General features: G+C 68.3%; 15 protein-coding genes and 2 pseudogenes. 9 read left to right on the forward strand and 8 right to left on the reverse strand.

Annotated features, from left to right (window positions below; translation table 11 throughout):
• The 5 genes and pseudogenes from QMK28_RS29610 to QMK28_RS29630 all read left to right on the forward strand — a co-directional run.
• Positions 1–348, forward strand: a pseudogene (locus QMK28_RS29610) (hypothetical protein); the annotation flags it as partial.
• Between the two features lie 216 nt (positions 349–564).
• Positions 565–1,476: an IS5 family transposase gene (locus tag QMK28_RS29615; RefSeq protein ID WP_326442757.1), complete on the forward strand. Its 912-nt coding sequence runs from the start codon at positions 565–567 to the stop codon at positions 1,474–1,476.
• Positions 1,477–1,503: 27 nt separating this feature from the next.
• The gene (locus tag QMK28_RS29620; RefSeq protein ID WP_326442774.1) at positions 1,504–1,710 is read left to right on the forward strand and encodes a helix-turn-helix transcriptional regulator; all 207 of its coding nucleotides are present in this window, start codon (positions 1,504–1,506) and stop codon (positions 1,708–1,710) included.
• A gap of 158 nt (positions 1,711–1,868) precedes the next feature.
• Positions 1,869–2,729 (forward strand): DUF6083 domain-containing protein, encoded by an 861-nt coding sequence (locus QMK28_RS29625; RefSeq protein ID WP_326442758.1) that lies wholly within the window; start codon positions 1,869–1,871, stop codon positions 2,727–2,729.
• 88 nt (positions 2,730–2,817) lie between these two features.
• On the forward strand, positions 2,818–4,287 hold the full coding sequence (locus QMK28_RS29630; protein ID WP_326442760.1) for a UvrD-helicase domain-containing protein: 1,470 nt from the start codon (positions 2,818–2,820) through the stop codon (positions 4,285–4,287).
• A 565-nt stretch (positions 4,288–4,852) separates the two neighbouring features.
• On the opposite strand, the gene QMK28_RS29635 is transcribed toward QMK28_RS29630, so the two are convergent.
• On the reverse strand, positions 4,853–5,185 hold the full coding sequence (locus tag QMK28_RS29635) for a hypothetical protein (RefSeq protein WP_326442761.1): 333 nt from the start codon (positions 5,183–5,185) through the stop codon (positions 4,853–4,855).
• A 173-nt stretch (positions 5,186–5,358) separates the two neighbouring features.
• Here QMK28_RS29635 and QMK28_RS29640 point away from each other — a divergent pair, with 173 nt between their 5' ends.
• Positions 5,359–5,697 (forward strand): transposase, encoded by a 339-nt coding sequence (locus tag QMK28_RS29640; RefSeq protein ID WP_326442762.1) that lies wholly within the window; start codon positions 5,359–5,361, stop codon positions 5,695–5,697.
• On the opposite strand, the gene QMK28_RS29645 is transcribed toward QMK28_RS29640, so the two are convergent.
• The 7 genes and pseudogenes from QMK28_RS29645 to QMK28_RS29675 all read right to left on the reverse strand — a co-directional run bounded on the left by QMK28_RS29645 (position 5,642) and on the right by QMK28_RS29675 (position 15,965).
• Positions 5,642–6,922, reverse strand: coding sequence for an ISL3 family transposase (locus QMK28_RS29645; protein ID WP_326442763.1), 1,281 nt, complete (start codon positions 6,920–6,922; stop codon positions 5,642–5,644). The two genes, QMK28_RS29640 and QMK28_RS29645, sit on opposite strands and share 56 nt — an antisense overlap.
• A gap of 87 nt (positions 6,923–7,009) precedes the next feature.
• A pseudogene (locus tag QMK28_RS29650) lies at positions 7,010–7,438 on the reverse strand (transposase); the annotation flags it as partial.
• Positions 7,439–7,522: 84 nt separating this feature from the next.
• Positions 7,523–8,536, reverse strand: coding sequence for a hypothetical protein (locus tag QMK28_RS29655; protein ID WP_326442764.1), 1,014 nt, complete (start codon positions 8,534–8,536; stop codon positions 7,523–7,525).
• A gap of 112 nt (positions 8,537–8,648) precedes the next feature.
• Positions 8,649–9,422, reverse strand: a complete 774-nt coding sequence (locus tag QMK28_RS29660; RefSeq protein WP_326442765.1) for an ATP-binding protein — start codon at positions 9,420–9,422, stop codon at positions 8,649–8,651.
• Positions 9,419–11,014, reverse strand: a complete 1,596-nt coding sequence (locus tag QMK28_RS29665) for a Mu transposase C-terminal domain-containing protein (protein ID WP_326442767.1) — start codon at positions 11,012–11,014, stop codon at positions 9,419–9,421. Before QMK28_RS29665 ends, QMK28_RS29660 begins: the two co-directional genes overlap by 4 nt.
• Before the next feature lie 497 nt (positions 11,015–11,511).
• On the reverse strand, positions 11,512–14,727 hold the full coding sequence (locus tag QMK28_RS29670) for an SMC family ATPase (RefSeq protein ID WP_326442768.1): 3,216 nt from the start codon (positions 14,725–14,727) through the stop codon (positions 11,512–11,514).
• Positions 14,724–15,965, reverse strand: coding sequence for a metallophosphoesterase family protein (locus tag QMK28_RS29675; protein WP_326442769.1), 1,242 nt, complete (start codon positions 15,963–15,965; stop codon positions 14,724–14,726). Before QMK28_RS29675 ends, QMK28_RS29670 begins: the two co-directional genes overlap by 4 nt.
• 125 nt (positions 15,966–16,090) lie before the next feature.
• On the opposite strand from QMK28_RS29675, the gene QMK28_RS29680 reads away from it, so the two are divergent.
• From QMK28_RS29680 to QMK28_RS29690, 3 genes are read left to right on the forward strand one after another with little or no spacing between them, the layout of a single operon-like run.
• The gene (locus QMK28_RS29680; protein WP_326442771.1) at positions 16,091–16,909 is read left to right on the forward strand and encodes a hypothetical protein; all 819 of its coding nucleotides are present in this window, start codon (positions 16,091–16,093) and stop codon (positions 16,907–16,909) included.
• 50 nt (positions 16,910–16,959) lie between these two features.
• Positions 16,960–18,105, forward strand: a complete 1,146-nt coding sequence (locus tag QMK28_RS29685) for a hypothetical protein (protein WP_326442772.1) — start codon at positions 16,960–16,962, stop codon at positions 18,103–18,105.
• Positions 18,102–18,518 (forward strand): hypothetical protein, encoded by a 417-nt coding sequence (locus tag QMK28_RS29690; RefSeq protein WP_326442773.1) that lies wholly within the window; start codon positions 18,102–18,104, stop codon positions 18,516–18,518. Before QMK28_RS29685 ends, QMK28_RS29690 begins: the two co-directional genes overlap by 4 nt.
• The last annotated feature ends 110 nt before the right edge of the window (positions 18,519–18,628 follow it).

Raw genomic sequence — 18,628 nt, forward strand, 5'->3', positions numbered from 1 at the left:
TCGGCTGGTTTCGCATCCCCGAACTACCAAGAGGCCCTGCCTTCATGCGCACACCACCGGAAGATCACCCGGCCAGGAACCCTGTTCGACCCGCACGTTCCATCATCGGTTGAGATACGGCTTCTGAGCTCCGGAGGCATCGCCAACCACGGCGGCAACGGCGGCAACGGCGGCAACGGCGGCAACGGCGGCGCCAAGTCAGGCGCCAGCGCCGATGGCGCCTGCGGGATCGGCGGCGCCGGCGGCAACGCCACCGGGGGCCTCCTCTACCAAGGCGGCACCGGCGGGACCGGCGGAACCTTCGGCGCCGGCAGCCCCTGCGCGAACGGGGCCAACGGCACACCGTGACCTGCCACGACAGGTACCCCACGCCCATCCCGCCGCACCGGGTGCGGTCCCGGGGCGTGACGGCCGCACCCTGACCCCCTCGTCTCTGAGTGCCTGTGAACAAACCGATCCACAAGTGAGTGCCGAGCGGACGTCTTCGCCCATAACTGCCCATAGAGACAGGTCCTCTTGATAGCCCGGTGGTGACGAACCACTCCGAGCGCAAGAGGCCCTGCCATGCCATTGAACTCCGTCTGCGAGCCCGCTGTCACAGCGTTCCCCTCATCGGCCTGCACCTGCTTCGCCTGCCGATGGGGGCACGGGAGTGATCACCCGGCCCGTCCTCGCCGGTACACCTGCGGCACGACGGATGCGGAGTGGCAGGTCATCGAGTCGGTGATGCCCTGGCCGGCCTGGCTGGACGGCAATGGCGGGCGGCCGGAGGAGTACTGCCGCCGCCAGGTCGTCGACGCGATCTTCTACGTCGCCGACAACGGCTGCAAGTGGCGCAACCTCCCTGTGGACTTCCCGCCCTGGCGGACCGTGCACGCGATCTTCACCCGCTGGTACCAGGACGGTGACGTCGACGCGGTCCACAACGACCTGCGTGACCTGGTGAGACAGGCGGAAGGGCGGGAGACGGACCCGACCGCGGCGATCATCGACTCCCAATCCGTGCGGGCCGCGGAAACCGTCGGCGCCGACAGCCGCGGATACGACGCGGGGAAGAAAGTGGCAGGCCGGAAGCGCCACGTGATCACAGACTGCCTCGGCCTGCTCCTGGTCGTCATGGTCACCACCGCGAGTGTGCAGGACCGCGACGGCGCCAAACCCGCCCTGTCCCACCTGCGCGAACTCTTCGAGTCGATCACTCTGGTCTGGGCTGACGGCGGGTACGCGGGCAAGCTCGTGACCTGGGCAAAGGAGAAACTCTGGCTCACTCTGGAGATCGTCAAGCGCAGTGACCTGCCCGGCTTCGTGATCCTGCCCCGCAGATGGGTCGTGGAGCGAACTCTGTCGTGGATCTCCCAACGACGGCGTTGCGTACGCGATTACGAACGCTTACCCCAGCACCACGAAGCCATGGTCAAGTGGTCGATGATCATGCTCATGGCGCGCCGGCCCGCCCGAATCGATCACGTTCGGTAATCAGAATGATCAGTTTGTTCACAGGCACTGAGGAGCGAGCGCGGGTGGACCTACGACGAGCTCGCCCACCACAGTGGCCTGTCCAGACGCACCCTCATCGAAATCGAGCAGGGCCGCACCATCGGCTCCCTCAAGAGCTGGCACGCCTTGGCCCACGCCCTGAACGTCTCCGGCGACTACCTCTTCGCCGCCCTCTGCGACGGACACACCCCACCCGCCGAAACAGCCGAGTAGGAACCGCTCCACCGCACTCGCCAGATCACCCGATCCGGTCACCGTGCCCGCACGTGCGCGCGACCACTCGCCCACGTGTTTGAGTGAACTCAGCCATACGCGGGACAAACTCGGCCCGGCCCCGCACCTGCGGCGCGTCGTCTGTCACCTTCACAGCCATGTGCTCCACCACCGCCTCACCCGGCCACCACCCGCCCGCCGCCCATGGCAGCCCCCGCCGCCCGCGCGCCCTGCGGATCGCCCCGGACAGCCCCAGCCGCCTCCTGCGAACCGCCCAAAGCGCCCGCTGCCTCCACTGCGGCAACCCCCTCCACTGGTACACCCGCACCACCCAGCAGCCCATCGCCCTGCACCCCCAAGAACTGAACACGGCTGCCGTGCCCCATCCCTATCGCTGGCACGTCGACGGCGGCATCGCCCACCCCGCCCACGACGGCAGCGCCTGGTGCCGCATCACCCACCGCACCCTGTGCCCCGCCGCCCAGAGCCCAACGCCACTCACCCCGCCCCTGGTAGAGCTGCGCCGCAGCCTCGCCCTGCGCACCCGCCGTCTGACCGACACCGGCGCCTTTGCCTCACCCCTGCTGTCTGCTCCACCGTCGGCGAAGGCCGAAACCTGTCGACCGGTCCGGCCCATCGTTCAGATGCTCTGCAGCCGGTATCTCGCTGCCAGACCTCTCGATGCCATCCAGTGCATCGCCCAGACCCGCCGACGACGTCGCTGCCCCCAACCCGTCCTGACCGCCGACGCGTCAGCGGGAGAGTGGCGGCTTCTGCCCGCCGGGTCCCGGCAGCACGCCACGCCTGCTTCCGGCATGGCCGTCTACGACCTCGCTCACCTGCCCTACACCGAGCAATTGCGCTGGCGTACCCAGTACTGCCCCGCGCACGCGGGCGCACCCGATGCCGCCCACCTCGCCCTGGCCGAGTGGGAGGTCTTCGACTTGCGCCTGCACCACGAGCACGCCCACAGCCGCCTGCCCGCTGTCGTGCGCCACCGCAGGACCAAGACGTCCTGAGCGCAGTTCCGCACCGGCGCCTGAACGGACCTCCCCTTCAGCGCCGCGACTGCCTACCAATCCGCCCACCACCCCACGGAGTATCCGGGTGCACAGCCCCACCGACGAACAGACCGCAGCTGTCGACGCATTCAAAGCCGGCGAGCACCTGGCCCTGCAAGCCGGAGCGGGCACCGGCAAGACCAGCACCCTGGTCCTGCTCGCCTCCACCACGCCGCGCCATGGCCGCTACATCGCCTTCAACAAGCCGATCGCGCTGGACGCCGCCAAGCGCTTCCCGCCCACCGTGGCGTGCACGACCGCCCACGCCCTCGCGTACGCGACTACCGGTCACCTCTACGCCCGCCGCCTGGGCGGCCCCCGCCAAGCCGGCTGGAAGACCGGCCTGGCCCTGGGCATCACCAAAAGCATGCGCATCGCCGAGCGCGACGTCTCCCACAAAGCCCTCTCCCACACCGTGCTGCATACGGTCCGCCGCTACTGCCACTCCGCCGACCGCACCATCACCCGCCACCACGTCCCGCCCCTGCGCGGCCTCGAAGACCCAGAACTTCACACCCAACTCGTCGAAGCCGTACTGCCCTTCGCCCGCAAGGCCTGGGCCGACCTGCAGCACCCCGACGACGGCATCGTGCGCTTCGAACACGACCACTACCTGAAAATCTGGGCCCTGACAGACCCGAAGATCGACGCCGACTTCCTCCTCCTCGACGAAGCCCAGGACACCAACCCCGTCCTCGAGCAGGTCTTCACCGCCCAGCGCACCCACGCCCAGCTGGTGATGGTCGGCGACTCCGCCCAGGCCATCTACGGATGGCGCGGCGCGCGCGACATCATGACCGGCTTCAACGGCACCGCCCTGTCCCTCTCGCAGTCCTTCCGCTTCGGCCCACGCCTGGCCACCGAGGCCAACCGGTGGCTGTCCATCTCCGGCGCTCCCATCCGCCTGGCCGGCACCACGACAATCCCAACTGAACTCGCCCCCGTTGCCCGCCCCGATGCGGTGCTGTGCCGCACCAACGTCGGAGCCATGACTGAAGTCATGACTCACATCGAGGCTGGCCTGCGCGTCGCCCTGGCCGGGGGAGGGGACAGTCTGCGTGCCCTGGCCACCGCCGCCCGAGACCTCAAGGACGGGCGTCGCACCTGGCATCCCGAACTGCTGCTTTTCGCCTCCTGGGGCGAACTGCAGGAATACGCCGAGCACGACCCCGCAGGCGGAGACCTACGCCCGTTCGTCGACCTGATCGACCAGCAGGGCGCGGAAGCCGTCCTGGCCGCGGTCGACCAGCTTGCCCCCGAATCCCAAGCGGAGGTGACCGTTTCGACGGCACACCGGGCCAAGGGCCGCGAGTGGGCGAACGTACGGATTGCCTCCGACTTCAAGCCGCCCAAGGACACCGACCAGCAGGATGCGAACGGAGTCCCGGTGCCCGGCCCCATCGACGACGCCGAAGCACGCCTCGCATACGTGGCCGTCACCCGCACCCGCACTCGGCTCGACCTCGGAGGCCTGTCCTGGATTCATGGCCACCCAGATGGAAGTCCCGGTAGATAGAACTCTGTACCTGGCCGATTGTCTTCCCCGGCCCAGGTTCCGCCCGCTGGGAGACAGCCCAGGCTACGGAGGGGCGCCCCGCAGGACACTCCCCCGCTGCTTTGCGACAACTGCAAGTGCCAGGCCGTGTCCTCCGCACGACAGGACCAGGCCGTGCTCGAGCAGAAGGCTGGCGGTTGGCTCTTGCGCCTGCGCCCCTGACTGCGGCGAGCCTCCGCCGACGGTGCGGGCCAAGCCCAGGGTGACCCTGGGCAAGCCCAGTGTTGCTGTGATCACCGCAGGAGACATCTGCCCGCACCCGAAGGTATCGGGGTTGCCGACCGCCCCGAGCGGCGGCTTGCCCGAGCTCCCCGTTGACACGCGCTGAGGTGATGACCGCCCTGCCGGATGTCCCGGCCGAGCCCGCGTGAGGGACGCCCGGTGAAGTCCTTCAAGGCGGGGGAGACGGTCACTTGGCGCGGCCATGAGCAACTGCCTGAAGGGTTCTCCACCGTCGACGGTCACTCCCGGTGATCGCTGTACGGGAGTTGCACCAGAACCGGAAGTCCTGAACAAAGCCGGCAAGTCAGACGTCGGCAGTTGGCCCGAGAGTGTCCAACCAGACGTCGAAGATGAAACGTGTGTCGTTGGGGCCGCCCTCCAACCACCACGTGCTCACAGTGGCGATGCCGTCAGTGACCTCTTCGATCGTGCACTGGATGCTGGTCGGGGATGGGTAGACCGAGGTCGACAGCAGGTCTCCGCCGAAGTAGGCCGTCTTGCCGACCAGTTGGTGAGGGCGGTCGTAAGCGTCGGCAAACTCCACCAGGACCAGACCCGGTTGCGGATCGTCGGTGAGCCAGCAGACAGCGGTAGCGGGCAGCTCGCAACCATCACCCTTGTCCAGACTTGGCCCCATGGCCGCATATTACCAATCGGGTGTCGCATAGGACTGCAGCACGACATCCCGCTCTGGTCGCGTCGGTCTTCGTCACCGCGAAGCAGTATGTGCTCACGGTCCTTGAGGGGCCCCGAAGTTTCCGGACATGGACCCAATAGGGTTGTCCTGTCAAGGAAATGAGGAAGCGCGAAGTGGCACCGCCCAGCAAGTACACCCCGGAGTTCCGCGAGGAATCGGTGCAGTTTGCACTCCGGTCCAGTAAGACCGTCTCCGAGACGGCCCGAGAACTTGAACTGAACCCGGAGACACTCCGGGGCTGGGTGAAGAAGTATCAGAAACAGCATGAGCCGCCCGCCGGCGCTGAGCTGACGGTCAGCGAACGCATCCGATTGAAAGAACTCGAACGCCGCATCCGCGAAGTCGAGATGGAGAACGCCTTCCTGAAAAAATGGGCTCTCCTGTCGGATCCGTGGGTCAGGTTGTTGCGAGTTGACGGCCTGGTAGCTCGGGGCGGTGGCCGCCGAGGCTGAGCATGGCCAGGGCGATGAGGGCATCGGGGCTCTTGAAGCCGAAGGCGATGCGGGTGATCAGCCGGATCTTGGTGTTCGTCGACTCGATCAGCCCGTTGCTCAGGTTGTGCTCGGCCGCGGCGATGATGGCGTCCCAGTGCCGCACGATGGAGCGTTGCAGAGCGACGAAGGCGGGGATACGGCAACGCCGGGCCCAGATCACCCAGTCCCGCAGTGTCTCTGCGGTGTCGTGGCCCTGTTTGAGGGCCATCCGCAGGCCCTCCTTGAGCAGGTAGGCGCGGTGCAGCAGCGGATGCGCCATGGCGATGAAGGCCAGCTGGGCCTGCTGGACGACGGTCAGATCCTCGGGGTTCTTCCGCAGCGCGAACCGGGCCCGTTTCAGGGACTTCGAGCCTTTGGTGGTCCTGCCTCTGCCGCCGCGCTCGGCGTCCCACACGTCCCGGCGGACCACGTCCAGCGCGTCGGTAGCCCATTTGACGACGTGGAAGGGGTCCATGCACCGCACCGCGTTCGGGCATCGTGCGGCGACCACGCTGTCGATCCACTCGGCGCCGTCGGCCGACACATGCGTGATCTTCGCGGCACGGTCGTCACCGAGGGCGTCGAAGAAGGTGTGCAGGGTGTCCTTGTCGCGTCCGGCCGCCGCCCATACAAGCCGGCCACTGTCGTGATCGACCACGACAGTGAGGTACTTGTGCCGCTTCTTGTAGCTGATCTCGTCGATGCCGATCCGGCGGAGCCCGGCGAACAGGTCGACTCCGGATTCGACATCGGCCCACACCCGCTCACAGATGTTCCCCACGGTGCGCCAGCCGCAGCGCATCAGTTGCGTGACGGCGCTCTTCGAGCAGGCGGTGGCCAGCCAGGCCACCGTCTCGTCGAAGGCGTTCGTGTGTCCGGCGCCGTGCCGGGCCCAGGGCACCGCGGCCACGGTCACACCGTGTCCGGGGCACGTCACCCGCGGGGCATCGGCCTCGATCACAGCCTTGAGGGTGCCGATATCCAGGGCCCGCCAGCGGCGGCGGCCCTCACCGGCGTCGTACTTCGCACACCGTCGGTCACAGATCCCGCACCGCTGCCGACGCCCCCTCGACGGACGGGCGCAGATCACGATCACCACGTCCCCCTCGCCCCCGTCGCCGGACTCACCCTCCTCCACCGCGACCCGCTCGATCACCGTGTTTTCGACACCGAGCAGCCGGGTCCATATCCTTGTGTTTCGCACGCCGTATCCAGGTTCACTCGTTTCGTACTTTCAGCAGTCGAAACGTACCCGGGTACGGCGTGTTCTACGTATCAGACCAGGTCAGTGACCCACGGAAGCGACGGGAGAGCCCTTTTTCCGGGTCGCCTTCTCCTGTTCCAGGGCCGCTTCCTCGAGAGCGGCCATGACCTCGTCGTCCAGACGCATACCGGCCGTGTCCTGGTGGGCCCGCGCGGTGGTGGAGTCCACGCTGACCAGGGACAGGTCGGTTTCACCGCGTCGCGCGGCCTCGGCGATCATGCCTTCCAGCAGGGCCTGGAAGACGCCCGCGTCCCGCCACCGGACGAACCGCTGGTAGACGGTCTGCCAGGCACCGAACCGCCCAGGCATCTCACGCCACTGACTGCCGGTCCGGAACCGCCAGATCACCCCCTCGAACTGCTCACGCGGCCGCTCGGGGTACGGGCCGAACCTGCCGATCGGCAGGTCGGGCTCGATGAACTTCCACTCCTGGTCGGTCAGTTGCGCACGCGTCATACGAACGTCCTACCGGATCGCCAGCCCACACGGGGCCAAAACCCGACTTTGATCACAATCGAGAACAGGCCCTAGTGGGCAGGGTCACGCCGAGTCGGGGGAGAGGCGTTTGCCGTGCGCGCGCAGATACCGCGCCTCGGCAAGCATTACGGGGTCGAACATGCTGTTCGTGGGCGAGTGGGTTGCCAGACGGTGGTGGGCGCGGGCAGCGGCCAGGAGCGAGCGTGCCCAGGCAGGGACAGCGTGCAGAGAGCAGCGCTGATGGCCCGGCCCGTGGAGCTTGATGACGCCGACGTCGCCGGTGATGTCGATGTCGCGTGTGAAGCGCAGGCTGCCCAGGCGAGCCTGAGTGAAGGCCAGCACGCTCAGCGCTCCGGCGATGAGGGGGTGGGCCAGATCGGCCAGAGCGGCGGCATCCTCGGGGTTGATCTCGAGAGCAGAGGCGGCTTGGGACAGATGCACCGTGGCCATCGCGCCTACGCAAGGACGAGCCTGCTGCCCTGGCCTCATCAACGCTGGCCGGGTACCCCCCAGCTGTTGTTGGGCGGGGGGTGACGGTGCCGGAACTGCCGCTTTGGTCATTGATGGGGGAGTGGGGGCGAAGGACGGTCGTGCGGGGATCGGTCCCGGCTCGCGGAGGAGAGCCTCGAACTGATCTCCGCCGCTGAGACGGCGCTCCACCCGGGCCAGTGCTGGTGGCAGCTTGCGCGCATCCCTCTGCCACAGCAGCGTCAGCTGCACCCCTGTCGCCGCGCGCCAGGCGAGGAGCTGGTCGATCCGCCGGAGGATCAGCAGATGGGCACGCGGGACTACCGCGTGCCGCACCCCAGTCGCCTGCGTCCACGCGGCTGCGGCCAGCCACGCCGCCTCCACCGAGTCCAGCCACACATCGGGGGAGCTGGGGCCGGGGGCCAGCCGTTTACCCAGGGCGTACAGCACGTCGTGCGCCAACGCAGCCTGACTACCGTTGGCCGGTGTCGGATGCACCGTGATACGGCCCTGCTCAGGGCAGTGCGCCTCGAGTGCCGCCCGCGTGTAGAACAGGTCGTCCTGGTCGTCCACCGCCACGGTCACATCGCCATAGCCTGCTACCACCATCCTGCCCTCGCCCCTGCCGTGCGCCTGGGTGCTGCGGGCCGGGCGCTGTGTCCTGCATGGTTGTCGGCGCCGGTCCGCCAGCTGTGGCGGACCGCGCGCACGGCTGCCGCTGTCACATGCCGCCCAGCTTGCTGTAGACCCAGTTGACGAGATCCTGGTTGACCTCGGTCAGTCCTTTCTGCTGCATGCCGTTGAGCATGTGTTTGGTGATGTTGGTCCAGTTGCGGAAGTTGCCGTGTGCCGCATCCCGGTCGATGGTGCGGATCATCTGCGGGTCAACGCCGGCCCACAGGGAGTGGAACGCCGGCAGCGTGGCGACGACCTCGTCTTCGGGCATGCGCCTGAACTGCTGCCAGATGAAGATCCGTGACGCCAGCATCGGTTCGCGCTTGAGGACCTTGTAGCAGTTGTCCCCGCCGGCGAAGATCACCGCCATGTCGGTGTGCCGGTCGTCCCACAGGTGGCGCCAGTACTCGAACGAACTGCGGCCCATCCACTGGGCCTCGTCGCAGACCAGCACCCGGAACGTCTGCGACAGAGTCTCTTTCAGGAGGGTATCGAATTCGATCGGCCGGGTCGGCGGCTCCCCGGGCAGCCCCAGGGCATGGAACAGTCCGTGGCGGATGTCGCGAGGCGTCGGCCCGGAGCGCAGCTCCAGGCGGTAGGTGACGTCGGGAGCGACCTTGCGCAGCGCGGAGTTCACCGACATCGTCTTGCCGAAACCGGCCGCCCCGTAGGCCACCATCATGGCTTTGGCCTCGATCGTCGCCTCGATGTTGTCCAGGGTGGCCATGAGCGCGTCGGTGGCCACCAGGTGCGCATTGAGGTGGTGGAAATGGTCGTCGTCCGCCGGGGGGAGCCTGCCGTAGTCCATGTCGCCGCTCACGCGTTCTCCTCGGGAGTGTTCTCCGCTGTCTCGTCCGCGTCCGCCGGGACCGGGCGTGCCCAGCCGTCCGGGACAGCCTGGTGCGGGATGTAATCGGGATTGGCCCGCCGCAGGTCCGGGGCGGCCGATACGGAGAGCTCTGCCTCGGCTTCCGTCGCGGTCAGCGCGCCCAGGCGCTGAGGCGGGACGGGTGTCGTAACGGCCTTGAAGCGCTCGCGGCGCAGCCGTTCGGCCGCCTTCATGTCCGCACGAAGCCGCCGCGCCTTGGCGGTACGGGCTTTGCGTACGTCGCGGATCTGGTCCTCGCTGGCAGCCTCGGCCAAGCCCGCGCTGCCCAGATGCGCGCCGTGGAGGTCGAAGACCTCGATGGTCGCATCGTGGTGGGGAAGGTGACGCATCACGACACGTACGCCGCTCCGGCCCACCATCCAGGGAGCGATGTAGTGGCGGTTGCGCCACTGCACTCCCTGCGTGGTGATGGTGCGCGTGCGTCCGTCATCCTCGAGCCCGAAACGGGCCAGCTGTTCGGCGGGAACGTCGTACAGCGGAGTGGGGTCGCACTGCCATGCCTCGATCGGAGTGCGGCCGCCCAGCTTCCGGGGCTGGTGCTCGGTGTTCCACCAGTGCACCCACTTCAGCAGCAGTTCCACGAACGCCTCGAAGGTGAGCGCGGGCTCGTCCGGGTCCACAGTGTGGCCGTTGAGCAGCGTCTGCCGGTGGACGTAGCGCGGCATGGAGACGAACAGCATGTCCTCGACCGCACCGTTGAGCGCCTCGATGGTGCCCTTCAGATGAGGGTTGTAGGGCGGGAGATCGACGACGGGCACGGCGAAGGCGCCCAGGGCCGAGGTCACCGCGGGACACAAGAATTCTTTGCCGCGGTCCACGCGGACCAGGCCTGGCAGTCCGCCGGCCGGGCCGAAGGGTTCGGCACGGTCCAAGGCCATCCGCAGGGCCGCCAGGACCGCGTCTCTGCTGGGTGCGTGGGGCGTGACGGCCACGCCCACGGTGACCTTGGTGGCACAGTCGATGAACCAGGTCACCCAGGGCTGCACGAGTTGGTCCTCGAGCAACACGTGCACGGGCACGCACTTGTGGTCGCCTTCCCATGCGGCGTTGCGGTGCGTGGCCGGGCGCTTGCCGAACACATCGAACGCCCGCCGGGCGGCCTCTCCTTTGGCGAGCCCGGCCCGGTCCCCAGGCGTCAGGTCGCGTCGCAGCGCCCGGTGGATCGTCGAGAGCGAGGGTGCTGCAGGCAGCCGGGGGTCAGCCAGGGCCCGCTGCTGCAGCTCGCGGTGCACGGCGGAGGCGTTGCCTCCCCACAGCACCAACAACCGCCGGACCTCCGAGGAGACGGTGAACCGTGATCGGGATGCCACGTCGATGTGACCGGTGCCACGCGCCTTGGTGACCCACCGCCACACTGCGCGCTCCGAGCGGCCCGCAGCCGTGGCGACCAGACGCACGTGCGCGCTGGTCAGCTCGCCGTGCTGGTCCAGCGTCATCAACCGCGGCACCGCGGCCAGCCGTACCGAGCGGGCGGTGAAAACCGGTTGGCCGGCGCTCTGCGTGCCGGCAGGGGAGTCACTCATACGGTCTGCTCCTTACCTGGATACGAATCGTCGAAATGGTCCGAAGTGCCGCGTGTTCCCATGGTGTTGGCGGCGTCGGAGGGCGGTCGGCGCAGGTGAACTGTGGTCGTCGCCCGGGGCCTTGACGCGGCGTCATGCCCGGGACGCTGGCAGGGCGGAGTCTTAAGCCCGCTCCCGTGGCCCCTCCGCGCTGCCTGCTCGGGGACGCGAGCACCAGGGACTTCACCCTGGAGCGGGGCGCTCCCCGGATGACCCGGCAGCCCGGTGGGGCACTCTCGCGCCGGTACATCGGGGAGCGCCGTGGCCCGAGCCGGCCGCTCTACGCAGCCGCAGTGACTCCGTCAGCCCTGGACGCAGGCGTCAGGCGCGCCCCTGACACAACGGGAAGCAAGCACGGTCCGGACGTCACCAAAGGGAGAACCGCCGACGTCCGGAGGAGTCGTCCTCGAGACCCAGAAGATGGGGTCCTTGATGACTGTTGGCCGGCCCGGCCCTGTTCAGGTGGGTTCCAGCAGCTGCCGGATCCCGTCGCGGACGATCGAGTCGCGTTGTTGCGGCGTGAGCCAGGCAGCCGTGGAGCCCTGGTCGGTCTTCTCGACGAACAGCACGTCGTCGACCGCCTCGGCCACTGGGTACAGGTGGCTGATGACGACGACTGTCTTGTCCCTGGTCACACTGCTGCCCAGGACGGCAAGGGTGGCGTCCAGGCGGTCGGAGTCCAGCGAGCCGAACCCTTCGTCCAGAAACAGGCTCTCCACCTTGCTGTTGTTGCTGCGGCTGTGGAGTTCGACGAGCGCCAGTGCCAGCGCGAGGGAGGTCTGGAAGGTCTCCCCGCCGGAGAGAGTCTTCGGATCACGTGTGAGGTTCGTGGCGAGGTCCATGATCTGGAAGTTCTCAGCGAACGCGTAGTTGCCCGCGGAGATTTGCTGGAGGATCCTGCTGCCGTGACTGAGCAGCGAACGGGTGCGCCGGTCGGTGAGATAGGTCAGGAACCTCGCGTCGGTGAGCTGATCGCTCAGGCTCCTCCACTTCGCGGCCTGCTCATTTCCCGCTTCGAGGGCAGCCTTCAGCGCGTCGGCGTAGGGGATTTGAGACTGCGCGATACGCAGATCGGTCTTGGTCTTGTCGTGCGCGGCTTCCGCTTGGCTTGTCTTGCGGCTGAGCGGGTCGAGAACACCGGGGGCGAGCAGATTGCTCTTCGGCGGCACCGGAAAACCAGGACTGTCGTCGATTGCGTCGGCGTCGGCTCCGGCTTGGCGGGTGAGCTCCTCCTCGAATGTGCTGATTTCCTCCGCGGCCTGCTGTGCGCTCTGCCCGAGTGCACCGGCCAGCCGTTGATCCAGCGAGGCGAGGGCCAGACCGTAGGCGTCGACGGCGGCCAGGTCGGCTCCGTCCGGGGCGGGCGGCAGCTCCGTTGAGGTCTCCCCACCGAGAAGACTTGCGGCATCGGCGGCCGCGTCTGCCCAGCGCTCCAGTTGCTTGATGAGACGGCCTGCAGGGGCCTCTACTTGGCGCCGACGGCGTGCGTCCAGAGCCTGCTGGCTCTCGGTGTGCAGGGTGAGGGACTGCCGGATTTGGTCGCGGTCCTGGGTCGTCTGCTCGAGCCGGACCAGTCGCTGGCCGGCTGCTTCCTGTGCGGAGTCGATGTCCTGCGGCAAGGGGAGTTCCTGCTCGGAGGGCTGGGCGGGGCGGATGGAGGCCGGGAGTCCGGCGACCTCCGCCAGCAGGGTCTGCAGCTCGGTGTCGTACTGCAACTGGGTCTTGTCCAGCCGTTTGCGTTCCCGTTGCAAACGGCTGCGCTGGCGCTTGAGGTCGGCCCCCGATGCCTCGTTCTCAGCTTGCGCCGCCGCCAGTTCTTCCCGGGCGCGGGTGTGGGCCGCGAGGGCTTCGCCTTCCGCGTCACGCAGCGGCTGGACGAGTGCCTTGACCGCACGGGTGATCTGCGCCCGGCCGGTTGGTTCGCCCTCAGCAAGGGCACGCGCCTGTGCGGTCGCCTGCCCGGTCAGGGCATCCAGGGCGGCGGCCGTCGCAGGAGCGCAGGCCGGCCGGGCCGCGTCTACCAGCTCCTGCACCTGGAGCAGTGCCGCGGCTGTGCCCTCGCCTGCGGCCAGGTGCGCGCGTCGGTGCTTTTCGGCCGTCCGCTCGGACCCTTTCAGCTGCGCGGCTGCTTCCGCTTTGGCCTCCACCGCCTTGCCGACGGCCCTCGTACGCTTGGTGACCTCACGCCGGGCCTGGCCGAGCGCCTTGCTGTCCAGCGGTGACGGGGGAGTGAAGTCGCCCGGGACAGGCCGGGTACAGACCGTGCAGGCGTCCCCTGGCGCCAGATGGGAACCTGCCGCGTGGGCCGCGTCACCGTGCTGCAGCGCAGCGAGAGTGTTCTCGGCTTCTTCCACGGCGCCGCGCAGCGCATCCAGGTTGTCCTCCAGGCCGGCGCCGGTGCCGCGCTGCTCCTGAACGGTCTCAAGCGCCGTGCGCTGCGACTGCAGATGCGCGGCCGCGGCGGTGGCTTCCTGCAGCGCCGCCCGGACGGCCTCCTGGATCTGATCGGTGAGCGTGCGCGCCTCGGTCACGGTGTGCTCGGCCCGCTCGGCCGCCTTGACGAGAGCCGCCCGGCCCTGCTCGCGCTCCGTCAGCTCCTGCCGTGCCTGCAGGTGTTGCTGCTCTTGCTCGTTGTGCTGCTCCTGTTCCTGCTTCAGCTGCTGTGTCATGGCGTCCAGGCCACTTGCACGGTCCGGCAGGCGGGAGAGGACGGTGAACGCGCTGGAGAGGGATCGGGAGGTGTCACCGGCCTGCGCGGCCACGTCCAGTGCCGCCTGCGCCGCTTCCAGTTTCAGGCTCAGGCCGCGTCCGGTCGCCTCCTGGGCTGCTGCTTCGGCATCGAGTTTTTTCTTCGTGCGGGCCAGCGCGGCCATCGTGATCCGCGCATCTGCAACAGCGCGCTCACGCAGCAGCCGTGACGCCTTGTTCACAGCGGCCTTGCGGTGCTTGTGCTCGATGGCCCGGCTCTGGGCCGCGCGCAGGATGTCCAGCCGTTCGCGCCGGCGGGCCGCGATGGTGCGGGAGCGCTCCATGTCCGCTGCCGCCTGGGATGCGGCAGCAGCGGGATCGTCCAGGAGACGGTTACGGGCCCGGGTGGCAGCGGTGATCTGCGTGTTCAGGTGTTCCAGCCGTGTGCCGGCCAACTTGCGTACGCGCTGGAGTTCGTTGATGCCGAAGATGTGCCGCAGGATGTCGGCACGGATGGCGCTCGGGGCCTTGAGGAGGGTGTCGAACTTTCCCTGGCGCAGCAGAACCGTGCTGACAAAGCCGTCCCAGTCCAGCCCGATGATCTGGGTGACTGCCTTCGTTACCGCGTCCTTGTTGTCGACCCGCAGGTCGGCGGCGTCTTTTGCCAGGGGCTCGAGCACGGCCTTCGGTCGTGTCTTGCTGTCCGCATACAGGGTGCGGCGCACACTCCACGCGCGGCCGTTCGCCGAGAACTCGAACGTCACGTGCATGCTGGGGCAGCCCTTGCTGATCAGCTCGCGAACGTCCTTGCCGTTCTTCGACCACGAGCATTCCCCGTACAGGGCGAAGATGATCGCTTCGAGGAGGGAGGTCTTCCCCACACCGGTGGGGCCCAGGATGGCGAACAGGCGCTTGCCGGTGAAGTCGATGGTGCAGGTGCCGGGGTAACTGCGCACCCCGGTGAGGGTGAGTCGCAAAGGCTTCACGGTGCCTCCGTCCAGGTGTCGTCCAGCGCGGTGCGCAGCAGTTCCTCGGCGGGGACCGGCGGCGGCGTCTCGTCGTCGAGTTCGTTGAGCAGGTGGATGAAGGCGGTGACGGTGGACTCCGCGGCAGCGCTGCTCAGCCCCTCCTGCGCCAGGTAGGCGCGGAACGCGTCGGGGAGATCCGGCTCGTCGTCGACATCGGAGTCCAGGACGGCACCGTCGACTGCCTCCCGTGCGGGTGCCGGGTTGATGAGGATCGCGCCGGGGACGATCTCGGCGATCCTTTGGCCAAGGAGCACATCGGGCTCCTCGCCTGTGATCACCGGTTTGAGGAAGGTCCCGTCGTACTGGTCGGCCGCAGCCTTCAGTTCATCGAGGGTCCCGGTGAAGTTGGCCAGCCGCCGGCCGCTGGTGAGGCGTCGGGGCAGGGCCCGGACCGGCCGCCCCGGGTCGGCGTCGACGATCACCACACTCTTGGATTCGCCGGCTTCGCCGAAGTCCATGGGGAGCGGACTGCCCGCGTAGCGGGCGGTGAACTTGAGCCCCTCTACGGTCTGGGGGCGATGGATGTGCCCGAGAGCGGCGTACGACACCACCGGAATGTCCCCGGGACCGGTCTCGAAGGCCTCGTCCACGACCCGTTCGCTCGGGGAACTCCTTGCACCCGCGATCAGCACGTGGGCCGCGAAGAGCAGGATGTCCCGGCCGGGGTCGTACCCCTCGTGCAGGGCCTCCACCAGCTCCGCTTGCACCTCGCGCATCCCCTCGGCGTAGTCGGCGTACGAGGTGCCCGGCGCAGAGCGCTGCCAGAACCGGTTCGGATGCACGAACGGGATGGCCGCCAGCCGGATCCGCTGCTCACCACCGCAGGCGTCGAACGTGAGGATGCCACCGTCGTGTCCCGGGCGGAGCCGGTGGATGAAGGACAGGCCACGGCCCCAGGCCGGGCCGCTCATGTAGTTGAGGAACTCGAAGTACGCAGGGGAGTCGTGGTTGCCGGCCACAACCACGGTGGGGGCGACGGCGGCGAGTTCGCCCAGGCTGTGCATGGCGCGCATCAGATCCCGGACCGTGGGACGGGAGGAGTGGAACAGATCGCCGCTGTGGACGATCAGGTCCGGCCGGCTCTCCTGGGCGATGGCCACGATCTCGGCTAAGACGGCGTCGAAGTCCTCTTCGCGTGGATGCCCGTACAAGGTGTGACCCAAATGCCAGTCGGAAGTGTGGAGCAGTCTGCTCATGCCTTCGTGCGCCTTTCTGGAGGCGAGGCGTAGGAGGGCACCGGTGGTGCCTTACGAGCTCGGGACCTTACACGAAAATCACAGGAGAAAAACTGGGCATCACGAGTAACTGTTAGGATGCGGGCATGGACGAGCATCTGGTCGCTCTCGAGAAACGCATGCAACACCTGCAGGAAGCGATCCGGCAGGCGCTCACAGAACGCGACACCGCCCAAGTGAACCTCCTGGGCGAGGAGTTGACGCGCACCCAACGCGCCTGGAACGTTCTGTGCGGAATCAGCGACGGCCTGGAAACAGCCCGCCCGGAGCCCGCCTCCGCACCCGCCGAACCCAGCCACCGCGGCCTCCCCGTACGCGACCAGGTCCACCAGGCGCTGACCCTCCTCGCCGCACCCGCCTCACCCAAACTGCTCAGCCAGGTCCACCAGGCGTTCTACTCCAGCCCCCTGAACACCGCACGCCTGACCACCCTGCGCCGCGACGAGGAGCGCTCCTTCCGCTCCGCCCCCTACGGCCGCGCCTACTACATCTGCCCCGCACTGACCTCCGATCTGCTCTCACCGGCCCGCGCACTGCTCGCCCTGAGCACCTGGCCGCTGGAGCAGCGCGTAGTGGGACCGCTCACCCAGCGCGTCCACTTCCTCACCTCGGCCCTGCGCCTCGCGGACGCTGCCGAACACCTCGCCGGCGAAGCCGAATTGTCGCCACCCGCCCAGCAGCTCCTGCTGCACTACAGCCGCAACATCCACGGCGACACCACCCAGGGCCCGCTCGACCTGGCCGCGCTGCGCCGCGCTGCCGCTGCAGAACTGGAGATCCACGCCGACGACGACGCCGACACCCGCGCCGAAGCGGCGCGGCGCGCACGCCAGCAACTCGGCGACGCAGAGCAGATCTTCGGCAACATTCTGCGCAACACCGCCCGCCTGCGCCGTACTTCGTAGACCCGAATCCGCAATCTGCACGGCTGTGCCCTGTCTCCCCAAGGAAAACAGTGAGCTCGCTCGACACACGACTGGGCGTTTTACGCGGAACCGCGCCGCCCATTCCGCACAATGCACGAACCCTGGCAGCACTGACCGCCAACCCGGGCTGCGACCGCCGCTCCCTGATAGACGCGGCCGGCATCGACAAAGCCGCCCTCGCCGCACATCTGGGCCTGCCGCAGCCGCTGAGGAAATCCCAGCTCGCCCTCGACTACGGCCTCGCCTTCGAACACAAGGTCACCGCCCAAGCCGGAGCACCACTGCTGCCGCTGCTGCGCCAAGCCCTGGGCCTGACACTGCCCGAGGTCTCCTACGAGGACGTCAACAGTGTCGGCAGCGATGACGACAGGTCCCGCCTGCAGCTACGCCACTCCCGCACCCGCTCTCGCATCCTCAGCGCAGCACACCGCAGGTCGAACGACCCCCGCACCCTGCTCGACCACCCCGTACTGCGCCTGACCGTCGCCGGCCACCAGGCCTACCTCGAGCCCGACGTCATCGCCTTCCAGCATGACGGCGCTTTCCACATCGTCGAGATCAAATCCTTCCCCGTCATCCACGGACAGCCCGACCCGACCAAGGTCACCGCGGCCCTGACCCAGGCCGCGGCCTACATCTTGGCCCTGCGTGAACTCCTCGCCGGCGACGGCCTCCCAGGGGACCGTGTGTCCGACACCGTGATCCTGGTCAACCCGCGCAACTTCTCCCTCCACCCCACCGTCACGCCCCACAACGCCTACCAGCAGATCAAGTCCTTGAGCCGCCACCTCGCCAGACTCCGGCGCTTGCCCGAACTGCTGGACAAGCTTCCCCCCGGAACCACCTTCGACCTGGCCCCCGGCCCCGACGAGAAACCGGCCCGGCTTCGCGGTGAACTCCTCTCCGCACTCGCCACCGTGCGGGCCCGCTACACCCCCGGCTGCCGCCGCCACTGCGACCTGGCCTTCCACTGCCGCAACGAAGCCCGCAACCAGAGCAAGATTGAAGCCCTGGGCACCGCAGTCCGCGACGACCTGGCGGGAATCGACACCATTTCCACAGCCCTGGCCCTCACCGACGGACGACTGCACCCGGCACGGGACCAGCGAGACATCACCCAAGCCCTGCGCCACGCACAACGCATCCACGAAGACCTTCAGACAGGCCCCGCATGAGCCTGCTCACCTCACTCCTGCGGATGCGCGCCGCCGACACCGGCAACGCCCTGCGCACCAGCCACCTGCGCCACCTCCACCTCAGTGACCAGCCGCTGATGCTGCTGGCGCTGAAGCGAACCGGGCCCGCCGCACGACCGCTGGCCATCATGCTAGGCACCGACCCGTACCGTCCCCAGCTCCTGGTCGCGCCGCCCTCGGGAAGCACTACCCCCATGCTGACCACCCTGGCCGGCGCCGTCACCGCGTACATCGACGCCTGCCAGCAGCACCGCGAACACCTGCCCGCCACCGCCAGCAAGCCGGCACGCCAGCGCTGCACCGACGCCCCCCAGATCCTCGTCCCCAACCCCCAGACCGTGCAGCACCTGAAAGACCTCGGAGACAACCTGAGATGGGTGTGTATCCGTTGAGGGTGTCTCGTTGGGGTGATTCGCAGGGTTTTGGAATGTGATCGTGAGGGCTGGCTTCTACCGTCGCCGGTGACGAGCTCGCCGAGGTGTGCGGGCGCTGAGGCGAGGGC

The organism is Streptomyces sp. H27-D2 (assembly GCF_035828615.1).
GTDB lineage: Bacteria > Actinomycetota > Actinomycetes > Streptomycetales > Streptomycetaceae > Streptomyces.